This is a genomic window from Pedobacter antarcticus (assembly GCF_900103515.1).
GTDB lineage: Bacteria > Bacteroidota > Bacteroidia > Sphingobacteriales > Sphingobacteriaceae > Pedobacter > Pedobacter antarcticus.
Window position 1 is genome coordinate 178,334 of record NZ_FNGZ01000003.1, and the last position, 18,089, is coordinate 196,422.

Below are 18,089 nucleotides of genomic sequence, written 5' to 3' on the forward strand. Positions count from 1 at the left end.
AATGATACAGCCGCTTTTGTTTTATAGGAAAATGATTCGTTATCTTTTATGTTGAAGACTTACGGTTAAGCTTATTAGAATGGACTTTCCAGATCATCGAAGGAAGCCAGTACACGGTCTTTATCAGAAAGTAAAAATTCAGATTCAGCTAAATGACTCGTCCAGTCAATATTCAGATCCTTATCATTCCACATTACACCGATCTCCGCACCTTTATCAAAATATCCAGTCACTTTGTAACTGAAAATAGTGTTGTCTTCTAAGGTTAAAAAACCATGTAGAAATCCAGGCGGAACCCATAGCTGTTTGTTGTTTTCGCCGCTAAGTTCAACACTGAAATGCTTACCATAGGTTGTAGAATTTTTTCTGATATCAACTGCTACATCTAGCACTTTGCCCTGAATCACTCTAACTAATTTACCCTGTGGAGAGGGGAAGTTCTGAGCATGCATACCTCTGAGTGTGCCTTTCTGTGAAAAGCTCTGATTATCTTGTACAAACTCTGCTTTAATTCCGGCTTCTGCCATTACTTTAGCATTGTAGCTTTCGAAAAAATAACCTCTGTTATCCTGCCATACTTTAGGTTCGATAACATACAGGTCATGTATAGGAGTAGGGATTATATTCATATTATTAATCTATAAATTCCATAATGGTGTTAAAGGATACATATTTGTCCTTGAACATGATATTCATCCGTTCAATAAACGCAGGTGCATAGTCATTTTGATAAATATCGCATGCTTCCTGATTTTCTGCAATAAATTGCACACAATAGGTAAGTCCTTCGTTTGGTGAATCTACTACCTTTAGTAAACGTTTAGAAATGAACAGGCCAGTTTCCATTAGTTCAGGCAGGTATTCTCCCTGCATCCATTGCATCCAGGCTCCGGCTGAAGCCTCTTCAATAATTAAAGTTGCGTTGTATAATAGCATGTTGCAAATATATCATATTGAATCCATTTGATAGGTGATTTCTATGTTCATAATTCTCCCGAAGGCACGAAAAATTCAATGCCAATGTGTATATAAGAATGCACGTATTTTAATTGTTACGTACTTTTATTTTGCTTCAAATGAAATTTCATTATTTTGAACTATTAACGGAGTTAGAAAAGTAACAATATTGGTGTACTCCAATAATACACAAAAGCCGTTATGTATTTTTGCACGCTACACTATGCTATGAATGTAAAGCTTAAACTACTGTTGCCGGTTCTCTTCCTGCTATTCTGCAATGCCTGCAAACCGGAAAAAACAGTAAGGATAATCCCTGTAGCTGACTTTTTTAAATCACTGGATAAGAGTTTATACAGTATCTCTCCCGATGGGAAGAAATTATCCTTTGTGCAGGTACAAGGTAAAAAGCAAAATCTTTTTGTAGAAGATCTCGCTACAGGGACGACAGAGCAGATCACGAAATTCGAAGAAAAAAATATTAAATATTATTTCTGGGTTAGTAATGAAGAACTAATTTATTATAAAGAGAAAGCAGGAGCGGAGCGATTTTCGGATATTTTTATAATAGACCGAAACGGCGACAATGAACGTCAGTTAAGTAATAATGGCAGGAGTCGTATGCGCGTACTCAAAGAAAAACTGATAGACGAAAAATATCTGTTAGTTTCATCTAACCGCAGGGATTCTTCGGTATTTGATGTCTATCGCTTAAATGTCAGAAACGGGAAGATGGATATGGCGGCGCGGAATCCCGGTAATATTATTGATTGGTTTACTGATTCAAAAGGAAACCTGAGGCTTGCTACATCCAGCGACGGTGTGAATCAGACGTTGTGGTACAGGGAGAAAGAAAATCAACCGTTTAAAGCCGTGGTGACGAATAATTTTAAATCTACCTTTAAACCATTATCTATTTCAGAACAGAATCCGAATATAGTTTATGCTATTTCTGATGTAAACAGAGATAAATGCGCGCTTGTAGAGATAGACTGTAATAAAGGAAAAGAAAGTAAAGTACTCTTTAGTAATGATACGCTTAACGTCGTAGATGCACAATACTCATCCTCTAAGAAGAAGTTCTCCTTTGTGATTTGTGAGACCTGGAAGAAAGAAAAATTCTATCTGGATAGCAATGCAAAGAAGCTGTACAGCAAACTGGATCAGCTTTTGCCAGGTACGGAATCCCGGATTATTGATCGTGATATTGCAGAGAACCTATATGTGGTTAGAACATTTACCGACAGGAATCCAGGCTCTTATTACCTGTATGATGTGAAGAAACAAAATGTGCGTAAGCTTAGCGACTTTAATCCGGTGATCAAAGAATCGGAGATGAATGAAATGAAGCCTGTTACTTTTAAGGCGCGTGATGGTCTGAAGATCCAGGGTTATCTTACCTTGCCACAACATCGGAATCCAGTTAATTTACCAGTAGTAGTATTGCCGCACAATGGTCCGGGAAATAGAAATATCTGGGAATATAATGCTGAAGTTCAGTTTTTGGCCAACCGTGGATATGCTGTCTTTCAGATGAATTACCGGGGATCATCGGGATATGGCAAGAACTTCATGGCAGCAGGGTTTAAACAATGGGGTGGTAAAATTCAGGAAGATATTCATGACGGCGTGAAATGGCTGATTAATGAAGGAGTTGCGAATCCATCCAAAATCGCTATTTACGGTACAGGCTTTGGTGGCTATATTGCCTTAAATAGCTTATATTCAAGTCCGGGTATGTATGTTTGTGGCGGGTCGAATTCAGGAGTCATTAATTTATTCAGTTATTTAAAATCAATTCCACCATTTTTAACACCAAATCTGCAGATGTATTACGAAATTATTGGAAATCCGGTAACAGAAGTGGACTATATGCGTCAGGCATCTCCGGTGTTTCATGCCGATAAAATCCAGGTTCCTGTGTTTATCGCACAAAACCCGCAGGATCCGAGAAGTAATTCGGGAGAGGCCATTCAATTTGTTAAAGAGCTGAAGAAAAGAAATGTAGAAGTGACTTATCTGGAAAAAGAATACAGCGAGTTTTCCCCTCAGGGTGAAGATGTCCGTCAGAAACTTTATACAGCATTGGAACATTTCCTGTCCAACAATTTATCGGGCAAATAGTAAATTATGCATTCTGAACATTACAGCGGCTACCGTAAAAACTTCTCCCTGATTCTGATATTTATCGTCTTAATCTCGGTGCTTTTTATCCTGTCCCTGTTTCTTGCCTATAATTTCAGTAAAAAGTTTATAGAGAATGAGTTTGTCTCTGAAAAGGTTAAAGTACTAGAAGAAAGTATCAAACCTTATAATGAGTTCTTTCAGAATAAAGTGCCGGAGATATCTTATTATAACGGATACCTCGACTCCGCTACTACAGCGAAATTTGTGGATACTATTTTAAAAACCTATCCCTTTGTTTCTAAGGTTGTCTTTTATGATCTTGAGGTTAATAACGGACCAGTCAGAGACGGTCTTAACACCGGACAGTTCTCCCTAGGCCCGAAATTGGTCTATCAGTTTGGAGATTTAGTGCCTATGGACTCCGTGAAGCTTTTTTCCAGGGACGAGACAAAAAAATTCAATCACAGGGATGATTTCAATGCTCTGGGTATAAAACTCATATCTTACGTTGAAAATCTCGACACAACAAAAGTGCCGGCACAGGATGAGCTATTTACAAATTTCAGTAATATCCGGTCTAATAAGATCACTTATCTTAATATCCCCCGTTTTGAAGATCTGAAAGTTTATAAAGAGATGCTGCGTAACAAGCTGCACCCGTCGCCCGTTTACCAGCAGGATATGTTATCATTTCATATGGATCCTTATAAGATTCGGATTATAAATTCGCGCCCGCTGTTATATCAGAACATCAGAATAGAGCCGCTTACTTACGATCCTTTGAATACCTCATCTGAATATATTGCAACGGAGATTGCCCTTCCCGGTCCGTTCTCCGACTATAAGCTCTATTTTATTTCAGCCAAATCATTCGTGGATAAAGAGATCAGAAGTTATTTTATTCCAATTTCGCTCGTCATGCTGCTGTTTTATAGTCTGCTCGTATTGGTTGCGTATCTTATTTTCCGGAATCTGAATATTAACCACCGGATGTTTAAGCTGCAATACGATTTCGTGAATAACCTTACCCATGAGTTTAAAACGCCCGTCAGTGTCATTAAAATAGCTGGAAACAATATCAGGAGTGCTGCATCGCTTACAGAAAGAGAGCTGAAGATGTACGGTAAGATTTTGGATGAAGAAGCAGATAAGCTCAATGGACTGATGAATAAATTACTGGCCTTCACACAAATTGAAAATAACGCCATAGAGCTCAATAAGGATATCGTAAATATGGAAGATTTTATAGAAAGTACTATCGAATCCCATACATTGAAACACCCCGACTTTAATGTGACTTATGAAGTTTCAGGTTTCAGCACTTTTATTACAGATCCCGTGCTTTTAGGAAGTCTTTTTGATAATTTAGCAGAGAACGCCTATAAATATTCCAGACCAGAACTTAAAAGGCTGCATATTACGGCGCGGTTGATAAAAGGAAAAATTGTGCTTAGGTTTACAGATCAGGGGATAGGTATTCCGGCACCGGAGATTAATCATATCTTCAAGAAATTTTATAGAATCCAAAATCAGTATAATCAAAATGGAAGCGTGGGGCTTGGCCTTGCATTCTGTAAAGAACTGGTTAACTATATGAGTGGAGAGATAAGCGTAAAAAGTAAAGTAAACAAAGGAACAGAGTTTAAAATCGTACTGCCTTATAACAATTAATGATATGTCTAAAGGAATTAAAATACTGATAGTTGAGGATGATGAAAATTTAAGATTCTTGGTTGTTCACCGTCTGAAATCCGAAGGATATGAGATCCTGGAGAATGGCGATGGTGAAACAGCAGTCAGAACGATTATGGACGAAAAGCCGGATATTGTTTTACTGGACTGGATGCTGCCGGGAAAACAAGGCTCGGAAGTCTGCGAAGAAGTTCGTAAGCAGGGATTCGATAAATTAATTATTATGATGACTGCCAAGGCACAGGATGTCGATAAGATCGACGCTTATACATTTGGTGTTTCTGACTATGTGACCAAGCCATTTAATATGGATGTACTGGTTGCCATGCTGGAAAGCAAAGTGAAGTTTTTGCTTAATAACGACCGTTCGGAGATACACCGTTTTGGCGACATGGAGCACCATCCGAATATTCATACCCTTTTCAGAAGCGGCAAAAAAATTGAGTTAACTATTCTGGAGAACAGAATTCTTTTATATTTCCTTAGAAATCCGAACAAGGTCATTAACCGGGACGAGCTGATGCTGGTTGTCTGGGGGTACAATTCTGATGTGAATACCCGTACGCTGGACATGCATATCGTAAGATTGAGAAAGAAAATTGAACTCAATCCGGACAATCCGCAATTATTGCAGACTGTAAGAGGTATTGGTTACCGTTTTAATGCAGGTTAATACAGCTTAGAATTAGAGTAGAGAACAAAATAATCAAAAGACATAAAAAAAGCACGCTGTTTTAATTCAGCGTGCTTTTTTTATGTCCGGAATGTTTTCTAACATTATATAGAATAATGCATAGAGCAATCATTACGCCCTTTTCAATGTGAAAATAGTAATTTCAGGCAGGATACCCACCCTTCCCGGATAACCAAGAAACCCATATCCCACATTCACATATAGCTGTTGCTGTTGTTCCTGGTAAAGACCAGCCCATTCCTTGTAAATATATTCAACGGGGCTCCATTGAAAATGCTCAGTTCTGACACCAAATTGCATACCATGCGTATGCCCGCTGAACATCGCATCGATCTGCGGATATTTAGGTAGAACCTCGGCTCTCCAGTGTGAAGGATCATGTGAGAGCAGTAGTTTTACCGGAAGATCATCTGTGTTCTTTACAGCAAGCTCCATTTTTCCATATTTCGGAAAGCGGCCCATTCCCCAGTTTTCGATACCGAGGATGCCAATCTCTTCCCCGCCCACTTTTAATCGGCGGTTTTCATTCATGAGCAGGTCCCAGCCCATCAGTTCGTGTGTTTTAATCACATCTGCAAGGTTTTTAGCTTTCGCAGCTGAAGGCTCCTTTCCAAAATGATAATCTCCATAATCGTGGTTACCCAGCGTAGAATACACACCCAGAGGAGCCTTGATCTTGCTGAAAATATCCTGGTATCCGCGCATTTCATTGGCCATATCATTTACAATATCGCCGGTGAAGAAAATAAAATCAGGCTTCTCCCCTAAGAGCATTTCTACACCCCCCAATACAGCGCGTTTATTATAGAAACTGCCTGAGTGGATATCAGAAACCTGCCCCATGGTAATACCATCGAAAGCAGCAGGCAGATTAGGTAAGATCAATGTTTTTCTGCGGACCTGGTAATCATATGCACCCGAAGCAATGCCCCAGGTTAAAGACGTTAAGGGAACAGCAGCAGCCACTAGCCCGGCTTTCACCAGAAAGGCGGAGCGTGTGATTGGCTCAGGACCACCGTCAGCGATCACAGGAGAACCATTATGTTCGTTTATACCTGCATCCTCCACAACTTTCTTTTTCCTGAAAACGTAAACGACCAGTCTGCGCAGGTCATCCAGCAGCAGGAAAGGCAGCATTACAATTTTACAAGCAGTAATCAGGAAAAAAGAAACCATGATTACCGAACGCAGTGATAGATAAATATTCAGGTAGATACCCGCAAAGACACCTACGATCAGCAGGATACTAATTGACCAGTAAATCTTTTTGAACCCATCACGTACAGGTTTGGACCAGGATTTGAAAACCGCCAGAACGGCATTCACAAAGTAGTAGTCAAAGGCTATTATCAAAAGACAGCCAGTAATCAGAAAAGGTAATCTGCCCATAAAATCAGGTAAAATCTATATCATCTTCGTCCGAACCGGCAGTGAAGAGACTATCGAACATATCAGCGAAAGTAAATCCGCCGGTTAAGAATTTTTTGCTTAGTTGAGAATGCTCGGCAAGACCATGCAGGATGAATTCCATCAGCAGCAGGATTTGTGCGGCACTCAATGTATGGTGGAAACGTTTTGCAAGGTCATAAAGGCCATTTACCTTCATTAACTCCGCCTCATATTCCGCATTGGTCATATCGTCAGTTATGGCCATTGTGTACCCCTCGGTGAACCAGTCTGTGATTTCCTGATACGGATTTTTTCCTTTGCTCTTTTTGATTTTTTCAGGATCAGGGAAATAGATTGGGAATAAAGCCTTAATTGCTTTACCTGTAAGCGTGCCTGCTATTTTCGCCGGACCTTCCATTTCACCCTCATAGACAAGCTCGATTTTTCCGGTGATGGCAGGAATAATGCCAATCAGGTCGGCCAGTCTTACTGCCGTTCTTTCTTCGCCACTTACCAGAACCCTTCGCTCAGCAAAAGAAATAAGGTTTTCGTAAGCAGAGATTGTCAGTCTGGCAGAAACACCAGATTTCTGATCTATATATTCACTTTTTCTAGCTTCAAAAGCGATCTGTTCAATCAGGTCTTTTACCAGTCCATCTACTTCCACACGCTGCAGCTGTTCTTCGGTAACCCTTGCTTCCTGGAAAGTGATTTTGCGGGAAATAGCGATCGTTTGTGGGTAATGCGTTAGTATCTGACTTTCAATTCTGTCTTTCAGTGGTGTCACAATAGAGCCCCTGTTCGTGTAATCCTCCGGATTTGCAGTAAATACGAACTGTACATCCAGCGGGAGACGGAGTTTAAAACCACGGATCTGAATATCCTTTTCCTGTAGCATATTAAACAAGGAAACCTGGATTCTGGCCTGAAGATCAGGCAGCTCATTGATCACGAATATTCCACGGTGTGCACGCGGGATCAGACCAAAGTGAATGACTCTTTCATCGTTGTAGGTTAACTTCATTGCCGCCGCCTTAATAGGATCGACATCACCAATCAGGTCGGCGACCGTTACATCAGGTGTAGCTAGTTTTTCCGTATATCTTTCAGAGCGGTGAAGCCAGCTTACGGGCGTATCCTCACCCATACGGGAAATAATATCTCTTCCAAACCAGGAAATAGGGTTTAAAGGGTCGTCGAAGATTTCGCTCCCTGTAATATAAGGGACATACTCATCCAGCAAGTTCACCATTAACCTTGCGATTCTGGTTTTCGCCTGCCCGCGAAGACCGAGCAGCAGAATATTATGACGGGATAAGATTGCCGTTTGCAGTTCAGGTATTACTGTTTCATCGTAGCCGACGATGCCTTTAAAACCAGCAGCTTTATTCTGGAGCTGGGTAATAAGATTCTTGCGTAATTCCTCTTTTACGCTTAATGAAGTATATCCGGCGTTTTTGAGGGCGCCAAGCGTTTGAATTAAATTATGGTCCATAGATAGATGCCGAATTATCGAACTGTTTTTTTTCTGTTGGTAATGAAATCTTCAAAAATGTATTCACCAAGACCTTCCAATGAACTGTAGAAAGCCCTTCCGTCATTAATCTTGGTAAATTCCCGCACGAAGTGCTGGAGATAGGGGTCTTTGGCAATCATAAAAGTAGTAATCGGTATTTTTAACCTTTTACAATGAGCGGCCATGTTCAGTGTTTTGGCGACAACCTTACGATCAAGACCTATACTGTTTTTATAATAGCGTCCATTTTCCTTGAGGCAGGTAGGTTTGCCATCAGTGATCATGAAAATCTGTTTATTAGGTGTTTTTCTTCTGCGCAGAATGTCTGCAGCCAGCTCCAGGCCAGCACAAGTATTCGTATGATAAGGGCCAACTTCCAGGTAGGGAAGCTCCTTTAGAGTAATTGGCCAGGCATCATTACCGAAGACTACAATATCCAGACTATCCTTTGGAAACTTAGTTTTGATCAGCTCTGAAAGGGCCATAGCAACTTTCCGGGCAGGTGTGATCCTGTCTTCCCCGTAAAGGATCATAGAATGAGAAATATCGATCATCAGCACCGTTGCTGTAGTCGTTTTATAGTCCTTTTCATGCACTTCCAGGTCATTCTCGGTCATGATGAAATCGTTGATCCCGTGATTGATCTGTGCATTCTGAATAGAAGCTGTCATATCAATCTGATCGGCACTATCTCCGAAAGAGTAAGCTCTGCGGATCGCGTTGTTTTCATCACCAAGGCCAGATAAGTTACTCGTATGATCACCTTTTCCAGATTTCCGGAGCTGTCCGAATATCTCTTCCAGTGCCGATTTACGGATTGTTTGTTCAGATTTGGCAGTGACTTTAAAATCCCCCTTTTCGTCAGGAGCGATATAGCCTTTTTCCTTAAGATCTTCAATAAAATCGCCGATACCGTAATCATTGTTGGTGAAAGAATGCAGCTTGTCCATTTCCGTCATCCAGGAAAGAGAAGAAGCAGCATCGCCGGCTGTTACATTGAGCAGTTGCATAAATAACTTAAACAGATCGTCAAACCCACCGGCCACCTGCTTTTCAGGAACAAATTTAGAAAATTGGAAACCTCTCATATAATACAATTAACGATTGATCTAAGGTAAAAGTTTGGGTTGCCAATAATGTTACCTGCAAGTCAAAATACCTGAGGTAGAATTTATTAGGAAGGCGAGTTTCTGGCTAGTGCACTTTCTGCGCGCTTTACCGCCAGTTTTTCACGATAGTGTGCATAAGGAGCTTTAAACGCCATCTTCATCAGACTGTCCAAACCACCCTTCACAGCAAGATTATACAAGCTTTGCGCTTTTCTTACCGGAGAGGCGTCCCAGGCTCTTAAGCTGAGTGAGAAAGAACCGTCAAGATATTTCATCCAGTGCCACATTCCTGTAGGCATAAACAAAGTATCACCATGCTCCAGGAAGACCTCGTACCCTTCAACACCGTTCAGTGCAGGGAACTTGTCAAAGTCCGGATTGGCCACATCATAATCTTCCAGTGCATACGTGGCGTTTGGAATACAGTATAACCTTTCTTTCCATTTATTGTCGAAAAGAATAATATGCTTTCTTCCGCCAAAATGGGTATGGAATAAATGCGGGAGATCTATGTCGTAGTGCAGGAAAGTTACCGAATTAGAGCCACCAAAGAACATGGCAGGCATGCTTTCAATAAAGCCACCCATTAAATCTTTGGGTAAAACGATATCATCTATCAGGCTGGGTACATGCTTGAATAAATTAAAAAAGAAGATTCTGAGTTCAGTAGGTTCTCTTTTAATTAGATCCAGGTAGTCTCCAAACTGCATTTTTGCTGTAGGAGAATTAATAGGGCGTGAGGGGTCGGCCTTCGCATTATCATAAAGCGGTACCTCCAGGTTACCTGCAATTTCTTTCAGGTATTCCGTTGTCCATTTTTCTCTTGCAGGCCAGCTTTTTGTTAATCCTTTTATAATTAGTGGTTTTCGCGGGTTCAGGTAATTTTTCTTAAAATCCGCGGGGCTGATCTGCTCGACAGTATCAACCGGTTTAAGGATGAAGCTCATAATCAAAAAGATAAAATCTAGGCTGCAAATTGTGAATTAAATTCTGAAAACGGGTATAAATACTAGTATGTAACCTAATTTTACTCAGGTTTGTGATTTGCTAAAGCCTTATTGGCCCTTTTAAAGGCTAATTTTTCCTTCCAGTCCATATATTTAAACCTGAAGTTACCCTTCATAAAATCATCGAATTTACGCTGTATGGTTAAGTTAAAAAGACTTCTTGCTTTCACTGACCATGATTTATCCCAGGCTCTCAGACTGATAGAAAAAGAACCATCAAGATATTTCATCCAGTGCCAGTATCCCGTAGGCATAAATAAAGTGTCGCCATGCTCCAGGTAAGCTTCGACACCTTTTACACCCTTCAGCGCAGGAAATTTTTCAAAATCAGGATTTTCGACATCATAATCCTCAAGGGCGTATGTCGCATAAGGAATCTGGTAGAGGCGGTCTTTCCATTTGTTTTCAAATAGAATTACATGTTTGCGGCCATTGAAATGTGTGTGGAAGATATGGGCCATGTCAATATCATAGTGCAGAAAAGTAACGGATCCTTTTCCACCAAAGAACATATTCGGATAACTATCCAGAAAACCTCCCATCAGGTTTTTAGGCGCAATATAATCCTCCAGTAATTTGGGCGCATGTTTAATCGGGTCGAAAAGGAAAATACGAAGATCGGTCGGTGTGGATCGGATTAAATCAATGTAATCGCTGAATTTCATTTCCGAAGCAGCGGCGTTAATTGGTTTGGAAGGATCAGCTTTAGAACTATCATATAAAGGTACCATCTTGTCGCCGACTACAGTTTTCATATAGTCCATAGACCATTTACTATACGCGGGCCAGTTCCTGGCCATATTTTTAATAACCAGGGGTCTGCGCTTCTTCAGATAATTCTTTTCGAAATCTTCTTTGGAAATATCATCAACGCAATCAATTTGAGTGAGATCAAACTTCATGTTACATTAATATTGGTGGTCAAAATTAAATAAAAATCATGCTTTTGTAATTACGAGGAGCTTTCAAAACAAAATCCTTACAAAAAGTAAACATTAACTTAACCTGAGAGAACCGGAAATGTTCTCTCTGTGCAGGAGAATCCTGTAATCTGCCGGTAATTTTACCAATGCACTGCTTTTGACCAAATCAAATTTAAATTTTTTCTGCGATTTCCTCAGGGAGCAGGAAAAGCTCCGAAGCGATATAGTCAGCAAATAATTTGCCGTCAGGCGTTAAAGTAACGACTTCATTTTGCTCGGTAACCCATTTCCGCTGTTTGAAAATTTCCACGTTTTTTTTCGTTTCCTCTGCAAAGACCTTACCAAAATCCACTCTTATTTTGCTGAGATCTGTACCCCACATTGTACGCAGGGAAGTCATGATATATTCATTGAAGCGATCGCAGATATGCAGCTCCTCTACTGTTTCCGCTAGCTGGCCATTTTCCAGAAAATTCATGTAATGCGCATTGTTCGCCACGTTCAGATAGCGGTTATAACCATCGAATCCGTGCGCTGACGGGCCAATGCCCAGATAGGGAATACCACGCCAGTAATTCGTATTGTGAACAGCATGTTTACCAGGGAGGCTGAAATTAGAGATCTCATATTGGTCAAAACCTGCGATAGCCAGTTTTTCAGTTAATAAGGTAAACTGAGCTGCTGCCTGCTCATCATTTACCGGAACCTGTTTCCCTTTTTTGATTGCCGAGGCCAGTGCAGTGCGGGGTTCGACCGTCATGGCATAGGCCGAAATATGTGGTGTCTGGAACGAGACAGATTTATTAATGTTTTCCAGCAATTTGCTGTCCGTCAGCAGCGGATAACCATAGATCAGGTCTATACTCAAGTTTTCAAATCCTGCATCCTGACTTCTTTTGATACAGGTTTCGGCCTCCTCTGCGTTATGTGCGCGGTTCATCCAGCGTAAATCTTCTTCAAAGAAAGATTGAATTCCGATACTGAAACGGTTAATAGGTAATTGCCTTAATACGGCAATTTTTGCAGCATTTAGATCATCAGGATTCGCTTCAATCGTTATTTCGGCATTTGTCGCGATAGAGAAATGACGTGTTATTGTATCGAAAATTTGCTGAAAAGACTTTTCTGGCAGCAGAGAAGGTGTACCTCCACCAAAATAGATACTGCCAAGATCATCTTTGACACGTTCTTTTTTCATGACGATTTCTTTGCAGATTGCATCTGTCATTTCCTGCGTATACCGCAAAGAAGTGCTGAAATGGAAATCACAGTAGTGACAAGCCTGTTTGCAAAAAGGGATATGAATATAAATTCCGGACATGTGATTAGAATCGTAATTGAGGGTGAGTGGCAGTAGATGTACTGATAGCTCAAAGGTAGGAATTATGAATCTAATCGGGGGGTCATTTATTCTGCCTCTGATCCCTTTACGTATGGCCGGAAGTAGAATCGCGTTTGATCAGTACAGATTTCAGAACTGGTATTTCTTCCGTTGTAATATATTTTTTATCAAGCAGTTTAAAAAGAAAACCCGCTGCTTCCTGACCAATTTCGAATGCGGGCTGCGTAATTGTGGTGAGAGACGGGTTTAACAGGGCTGCTGTGCTTAGATTGGAAAAACTTAATATTTTAACATCATCCGGAATCCGCAGATCCAATGCTTTACAGGCATTATAGGCTGGAATTACCATCTCTTCCACAGAAGAAATAATGGCATCAGGTTTCTGGATTATCAGCAGGTTTTTAATGCGGTTGTATGTTTTGTCTCTATCTGGATCATGTGTAACCATTAGGCCCTTGTTGAAACTCAACCCTTTATTTTTCAGGGCATCAAAATAGCCCTGGATTCGCTTTTTTCCAGTATCAAGCTTGCTCAAAGCAGATAAGTAAGCTATATTTTTACAACCATTTTCGATCAGGTGCAATGTGGCTTGATAGGCGCTTTGGTAGTCATCGGTAGTAACTTTGATCGCGTCAATGTCGTCTAAGGCCCTGTCAAAAAACACCACCGGAATCTTTTTTACCAAACTTTTGAAGTGCGAACTATTATTTGTGCTGCTGGAGATTGAGATCAGAATACCATCAACCCTTCCGCATACCAGACTTTCTGTAAAAGCAGTTTCTATTTCACTATTCTCATGTGTCTGATAAATCAATACATGATAATCGCGTTTGCGGGCAATCTCTTCAATTCCATTGATAGCCAGTGAAAAAAAGCTGTTTGCAATTTCGGGGACAATTACTGCTATCGTTTTGGTCTTCTGGCTGCGCAGATTACTTGCGGACGGATTTCGCTCATACTTCAGCTTTTTAGCCAGGGCCAGAACTTTTTGCTTGGTCTCTATACTAATCTCATGGCTGTCATTCAATGCTTTTGACACTGTGGCAATAGAGACATTCAATTCTCTGGCTAAAGTTTTTACAGTTACATTCTCGGTCATTCTTTTTTTTTCAGAACTGCTTAATATTAAAGCAATTCACTTAAACGTATTCGTAAATAAAAAATTCAATCAGCCTTTAATTTAACATCTTTATATGGAGATTTATGTATGAGCGCGTTTTTTTATTTACCATCGGTACTGCAGCATGTGCTATCAAAAATATCATCAATTATAAATTTATCTTATGAAAGAGTTTGAAAAAGACGAGATCTCCCCGTTATCAAGTCTGGATGTCTGGGAAGATGATGTATTAAAAAGATACCCTGAGCCGGGAGTTCCTGCAAAAACGAAGGATGAATTTAGAAATTACGACAGTCCTGAAATTGACTCTGTGCGTGAGTTTTACAGGTTAAATCACAAGTACCAGACCTATGAGAATGTCCTGGCAAAAAAGGAAAACTTCCTGAAATTCGATAAAAAAGAGTTACCATGGTGGGCAGCGATGGAATATCTAAATACACTGATTGACGATTCCGATCCCGATACCTCTTTAGACCAGCTGCAGCATTTGCTGCAAACAGCAGAAGCGATCCGGGCAGACGGACATCCGGACTGGTTTGTACTTACCGGTTTTATACATGACTTGGGAAAAGTATTATGCCTGTTTGGAGAGCCGCAGTGGAATGTCGTTGGAGATTCGTTTCCGGTTGGGTGTAAATTCTCCGATAAAATTGTCTTCCCGGAATTTTTTGATGCCAATCCGGATAGCAAAGACGAACGTTACAATACAAAATACGGTGTATATACACACCAGTGCGGGCTTGATAATATCCATATGTCCTGGGGACATGACGAATATCTCTATCATATTACCAGGCAGCACCTTCCTGAAGAAGCCTTATACATGATCCGGTATCATTCTTTTTATTCGCAGCACAGAGAAAAAGCTTATGACCATTTATTAAATTCACATGATCAGAAGATGTTTAAATGGGTCGATAAATTTAATCCTTATGACCTCTATTCAAAAAGTCCGAAACCACCCGTAGTAAGTGAATTAAAACCTTATTATGAAGACCTGATAGCAAAATATTTACCAGATAAAGTAGCCCTCTAAACAAAGCACCCGAAATTAACAAAGAAGCCGCCTCAGCTATAAACTGTTGCGGCTTCTTTATTTACCCAGAACTAATTTAAAGGGTCTGCTAGTTAAAGCTTAATTTCAAAAATGCTCAGGCTAATGTTTCTGTAATGCTCTGGCAGTTCCGGGCTCCACTCTACATCAGTTACACCCAGAAAAGTAAATCCGCAGCTGGTATAATATTTATTGAGCCTTTCGTTACCACTCATGGTATCTATCCGGATATAGTCTTTTTGGTGTTGTTTACAATATTCCTTGGCCCATTCTACAATCTTCTTCACATAGCCGCCACCCCTGAAAATTGGGTTAGTTGCAATTCTGTGAATATAAATTGCCGGGTCTGCATCTTTCTCTTTCCAGATTGCACGATCTTCCTCTTTAATTAGGAACGTACAGGCAATAGTTTCTCCTTCTAAAATAACATAGTGCCGGCCTTCTTCAATTTCCTGAAGGACTCTTTCGCGCTCGAAACCTTTCCAGTTTTTATTGTTTACTGTCTTTTGGTATTGTGTGGCGGCGTCATAAACTGAAAATATTTCATCAATATTTTCAGGTGTGCTTTTTAAAATTTCCATGTGCAAAAATTGATAACCGGGACGGTAGAATTATATCCCGGCGGCAAAGATAAAAGAACAGCCTGTTCATTTAAACTTTATCTTGTCCGGTAGTGTACGCGGCATGTTCGGTAACGAACAATAAATGGGAATTACTGGCCGCAGAACCCCGTTAAAGTTAGATTTGCTAAATTGGCATATCATTGGCAAAGCAGAGTTAAACTCTGTAAATTTTAGGCATGTTTATATTAAATCTCAAATTAGCGTTAAGAAATCTCTGGAATAATAAAGTCTTAACTGCGATTAATATTTTCGGATTATCTGTAGGGCTGAGTGGTTTTATCCTGATACTGGTTTACGTAAATTTCGAAAACAGCTACGATAACTGGAACCCGGTAGCAGACCAGGTTTACCGGATTTCTGTGATTGATGAACCAGGTGCAGAGGAATACCCAACCAGTCCGGGAGAGCTGGCTCCGGCTTTAAAAGCAAATCATCCCGAGATCCTCTCTTATGCCAGAATCTATATCTGGGATTTAAAACAGAGGCTTGTCGGAGATCCGGGAAATGAACATTATGTAGATCATATTCTTGGGGTAGACAGCAGTTGGTTTGATCTCTTTCCCTACAAATTCATTTATGGTAATGCAAAAACGGCGTTAGCTTCTGCTGACAACATCGTCCTGAGCAGTAAAACCAGCAAATTGTTTTTTGGTGATGCCAATCCGGTAGGCAAAACCATTAAAATAGATCAGAAAAAAACCTATCACATCACCGGCGTTTACGAAAATCCGTCGAGCCCTGAACATATGCCAAATGATGGCTTTGTAAAAGCAGGATCCAAAGGTGAGGGTTGGGGAAACGCTAATTTTTTCAGCTATCTAAAGTTAGCCGAAGGAACAAATATTACTCAGTTCAGAGAGAAAATCAATCAGACAGCCGCTAAGCTGCCTATTGCAGACATTTCTAACAAAAAGAAAATTCAGCTGCTGGTACAACCAGTTAAAGATATTTATTTGAAGGCCAATGCAGTACAGGATATTGCCAGCCGGGGTAATGCGGCAAATCAGAGATTACTGTTATTGGTTTCCGGCCTCCTGCTTTTTATCGCCTGCATGAATTTTACAAATTTATCCATTGCACAGTCGTCCAGAAGAGCTAAAGAAATTGGTGTAAGGAAAGTGATGGGTGCGCGTAAACGAGAACTTATCATCCAGTTTTTGACTGAAACTGCCGTGCAATGTTTGCTCGCAATGGGCCTTGCCTGGGCCATCGCAGAAATATGTCTCCCTTTATTAAACAAGATGATGGGTACAACACTAGTGTTATATACGCCACTTCTGTTAAAAAAACTGATGTTACAGATCGGGATAGTGATGGTCATAGTCACCTTAATTGCCGGAGGATATGCCGCATTCTTTCTTTCCGGCTTTAACCCTTCAAGGGTACTTAAAGGAGATTTTACAAGAGGACAAGGTAGTCTATGGTTAAGAAAAGTATTGATAGTTTCTCAGTTTATAATTGCAGCGGTATTTATTTCTGTCCTGTTTATTATTAACAAGCAGGTGGACTACATGAAAAATAAAGACACTGGTTTTAATAGTGACCAGGTGATGGTATTTAAGATCCGAAAGGATGAAACACGCACAAACTTTGAATCATTAAAAGAACGTCTGCTAAAAATAGACGGTGTAGCTAAAGTCGGCCGCGTTAATTATTACCCTGGTGTACAGGGAATGCAGGTTATCGGTTCCAGTTACAAAGATACGCAGGTGAATGATCTGAGTGTAATTACTGTTGATGCAGACTATTTTGACGTGATGGGCATGCGAGTAGCTGAAGGCAAACTATTCTCCGGAAGACGCCTTGCAGACTCGTCGGCTGTAGTGGTCAATGAATCAGCAAGAGATAAATACGGTCTCCAGAAAATGGTTGGTGAGCAATGGATTCGTAACTGGCACATTGCTGGAATTGTTAAAAATCATATACAGAAGGGCATGGAGTCTGAGGTAGAGCCCATGGCTTTTGTGATTGAGACAGAGAATTCAAATTCAGCAGACCACGTTGTAATTAAGGTTGCACCCGGTAACTTCCTGCAGACCATCAAGGAAATAGAGTCGGTCTGGCAGACAGCAGAACCCTTCCCATTCGAATATGAATGGCTGGACAATAGCTTTCAGCAGGTTTATATCCAGTATATTCACCTGAGCAAGCTGTTTAACATTTTTACGTATGTGGCACTCTTTGTGGCCGTACTCGGGCTGTTTGCGCTGGCTAGCTTTGTTACTAAACAGAGAACCAAAGAGATAGGGATCAGAAAAGTTCTTGGCGCAGATGATTTTCATATCGTTAAGCTCATCAACGGAAACTTCCTGGGGTTAATTCTCATTGCAAATATTATTGCGATTCCGCTCGCTTTCCTATTGGGAACAACCTGGCTGAAAGGATTTGTATATCGTACAGATATAGACATGATGCCCTTTTTGTATACCATGCTTATTTCCTTGTTCATCAGTGTGCTTACGGTCAGTGTAATGGCATATAAGGCTGCAAAGACGATAGTTGTTAAAGCACTTAGATATGAATAGCCGATCCAGTC

15 protein-coding genes are annotated in these 18,089 nt (G+C 40.5%); 5 read left to right on the top strand and 10 right to left on the bottom strand.

Annotated features, from left to right (window positions below):
• Positions 1–74 precede the first annotated feature (74 nt).
• Positions 75–629 (bottom strand): dTDP-4-dehydrorhamnose 3,5-epimerase, encoded by a 555-nt coding sequence (gene rfbC, locus BLR53_RS07960; RefSeq protein ID WP_074588856.1) that lies wholly within the window; start codon positions 627–629, stop codon positions 75–77.
• Between the two features lie 4 nt (positions 630–633).
• Positions 634–936: a DUF4286 family protein gene (locus BLR53_RS07965; protein WP_037443492.1), complete on the bottom strand. Its 303-nt coding sequence runs from the start codon at positions 934–936 to the stop codon at positions 634–636.
• 249 nt (positions 937–1,185) lie between these two features.
• On the opposite strand from BLR53_RS07965, the gene BLR53_RS07970 reads away from it, so the two are divergent.
• Genes BLR53_RS07970 through BLR53_RS07980 form a run of 3 tightly spaced genes read left to right on the top strand, consistent with a single transcriptional unit; the run spans position 1,186 to position 5,449 of the window.
• Positions 1,186–3,081, top strand: a complete 1,896-nt coding sequence (locus BLR53_RS07970) for a S9 family peptidase (RefSeq protein ID WP_074588858.1) — start codon at positions 1,186–1,188, stop codon at positions 3,079–3,081.
• 6 nt (positions 3,082–3,087) lie between these two features.
• Positions 3,088–4,755, top strand: a complete 1,668-nt coding sequence (locus BLR53_RS07975; RefSeq protein ID WP_074588864.1) for a sensor histidine kinase — start codon at positions 3,088–3,090, stop codon at positions 4,753–4,755.
• Between the two features lie 4 nt (positions 4,756–4,759).
• Positions 4,760–5,449 (top strand): response regulator transcription factor, encoded by a 690-nt coding sequence (locus BLR53_RS07980; RefSeq protein ID WP_037443498.1) that lies wholly within the window; start codon positions 4,760–4,762, stop codon positions 5,447–5,449.
• Positions 5,450–5,581: 132 nt separating this feature from the next.
• On the opposite strand, the gene BLR53_RS07985 is transcribed toward BLR53_RS07980, so the two are convergent.
• The 7 genes from BLR53_RS07985 to BLR53_RS08015 form a co-directional block, all read right to left on the bottom strand.
• On the bottom strand, positions 5,582–6,859 hold the full coding sequence (locus tag BLR53_RS07985) for a metallophosphoesterase (RefSeq protein WP_037443500.1): 1,278 nt from the start codon (positions 6,857–6,859) through the stop codon (positions 5,582–5,584).
• Positions 6,860–6,863: 4 nt separating this feature from the next.
• Positions 6,864–8,354, bottom strand: a complete 1,491-nt coding sequence (locus tag BLR53_RS07990; RefSeq protein ID WP_074588868.1) for a sigma 54-interacting transcriptional regulator — start codon at positions 8,352–8,354, stop codon at positions 6,864–6,866.
• A gap of 14 nt (positions 8,355–8,368) precedes the next feature.
• Positions 8,369–9,463, bottom strand: coding sequence for a vWA domain-containing protein (locus tag BLR53_RS07995; protein WP_037443505.1), 1,095 nt, complete (start codon positions 9,461–9,463; stop codon positions 8,369–8,371).
• A gap of 86 nt (positions 9,464–9,549) precedes the next feature.
• Positions 9,550–10,431 carry a cupin-like domain-containing protein gene (locus BLR53_RS08000; RefSeq protein ID WP_037443507.1) on the bottom strand — a complete coding sequence of 294 codons (882 nt, stop codon included), beginning with the start codon at positions 10,429–10,431 and terminating at the stop codon, positions 9,550–9,552.
• Positions 10,432–10,511: 80 nt separating this feature from the next.
• Complete coding sequence (locus tag BLR53_RS08005; protein WP_037443509.1) at positions 10,512–11,393, bottom strand: cupin-like domain-containing protein; 882 nt, start codon at positions 11,391–11,393, stop codon at positions 10,512–10,514.
• Positions 11,394–11,586: 193 nt separating this feature from the next.
• The gene (gene hemW / locus BLR53_RS08010) at positions 11,587–12,735 is read right to left on the bottom strand and encodes a radical SAM family heme chaperone HemW (protein ID WP_074588872.1); all 1,149 of its coding nucleotides are present in this window, start codon (positions 12,733–12,735) and stop codon (positions 11,587–11,589) included.
• Between the two features lie 106 nt (positions 12,736–12,841).
• Entirely contained in the window at positions 12,842–13,855 is a 1,014-nt protein-coding gene (locus BLR53_RS08015; protein ID WP_074588876.1) for a LacI family DNA-binding transcriptional regulator, read from the bottom strand.
• Positions 13,856–14,039: 184 nt separating this feature from the next.
• Between BLR53_RS08015 and BLR53_RS08020 the strand changes: the two genes are divergently transcribed.
• Entirely contained in the window at positions 14,040–14,912 is an 873-nt protein-coding gene (locus tag BLR53_RS08020; RefSeq protein WP_037443516.1) for an inositol oxygenase family protein, read from the top strand.
• Positions 14,913–15,004: 92 nt separating this feature from the next.
• On the opposite strand, the gene BLR53_RS08025 is transcribed toward BLR53_RS08020, so the two are convergent.
• Entirely contained in the window at positions 15,005–15,511 is a 507-nt protein-coding gene (locus BLR53_RS08025; RefSeq protein WP_037443519.1) for a GNAT family N-acetyltransferase, read from the bottom strand.
• A gap of 218 nt (positions 15,512–15,729) precedes the next feature.
• Here BLR53_RS08025 and BLR53_RS08030 point away from each other — a divergent pair, with 218 nt between their 5' ends.
• Complete coding sequence (locus BLR53_RS08030; RefSeq protein ID WP_074588881.1) at positions 15,730–18,078, top strand: ABC transporter permease; 2,349 nt, start codon at positions 15,730–15,732, stop codon at positions 18,076–18,078.
• Positions 18,079–18,089: the final 11 nt, after the last annotated feature.

Coding starts and splice junctions, on each gene's coding strand:
- BLR53_RS08005 (WP_037443509.1), bottom strand. CDS start 11,393: ATGAAGTTTGATCTCACTCAAATTGATTGCGTTGATGATATTTCCAAA.
- BLR53_RS08025 (WP_037443519.1), bottom strand. CDS start 15,511: ATGGAAATTTTAAAAAGCACACCTGAAAATATTGATGAAATATTTTCA.
- hemW (WP_074588872.1), bottom strand. CDS start 12,735: ATGTCCGGAATTTATATTCATATCCCTTTTTGCAAACAGGCTTGTCAC.
- BLR53_RS08020 (WP_037443516.1), top strand. CDS start 14,040: ATGAAAGAGTTTGAAAAAGACGAGATCTCCCCGTTATCAAGTCTGGAT.
- BLR53_RS08000 (WP_037443507.1), bottom strand. CDS start 10,431: ATGAGCTTCATCCTTAAACCGGTTGATACTGTCGAGCAGATCAGCCCC.
- BLR53_RS08030 (WP_074588881.1), top strand. CDS start 15,730: ATGTTTATATTAAATCTCAAATTAGCGTTAAGAAATCTCTGGAATAAT.
- BLR53_RS07990 (WP_074588868.1), bottom strand. CDS start 8,354: ATGGACCATAATTTAATTCAAACGCTTGGCGCCCTCAAAAACGCCGGA.
- BLR53_RS07975 (WP_074588864.1), top strand. CDS start 3,088: ATGCATTCTGAACATTACAGCGGCTACCGTAAAAACTTCTCCCTGATT.
- BLR53_RS07995 (WP_037443505.1), bottom strand. CDS start 9,463: ATGAGAGGTTTCCAATTTTCTAAATTTGTTCCTGAAAAGCAGGTGGCC.
- BLR53_RS08015 (WP_074588876.1), bottom strand. CDS start 13,855: ATGACCGAGAATGTAACTGTAAAAACTTTAGCCAGAGAATTGAATGTC.
- rfbC (WP_074588856.1), bottom strand. CDS start 629: ATGAATATAATCCCTACTCCTATACATGACCTGTATGTTATCGAACCT.
- BLR53_RS07965 (WP_037443492.1), bottom strand. CDS start 936: ATGCTATTATACAACGCAACTTTAATTATTGAAGAGGCTTCAGCCGGA.
- BLR53_RS07985 (WP_037443500.1), bottom strand. CDS start 6,859: ATGGGCAGATTACCTTTTCTGATTACTGGCTGTCTTTTGATAATAGCC.
- BLR53_RS07980 (WP_037443498.1), top strand. CDS start 4,760: ATGTCTAAAGGAATTAAAATACTGATAGTTGAGGATGATGAAAATTTA.
- BLR53_RS07970 (WP_074588858.1), top strand. CDS start 1,186: ATGAATGTAAAGCTTAAACTACTGTTGCCGGTTCTCTTCCTGCTATTC.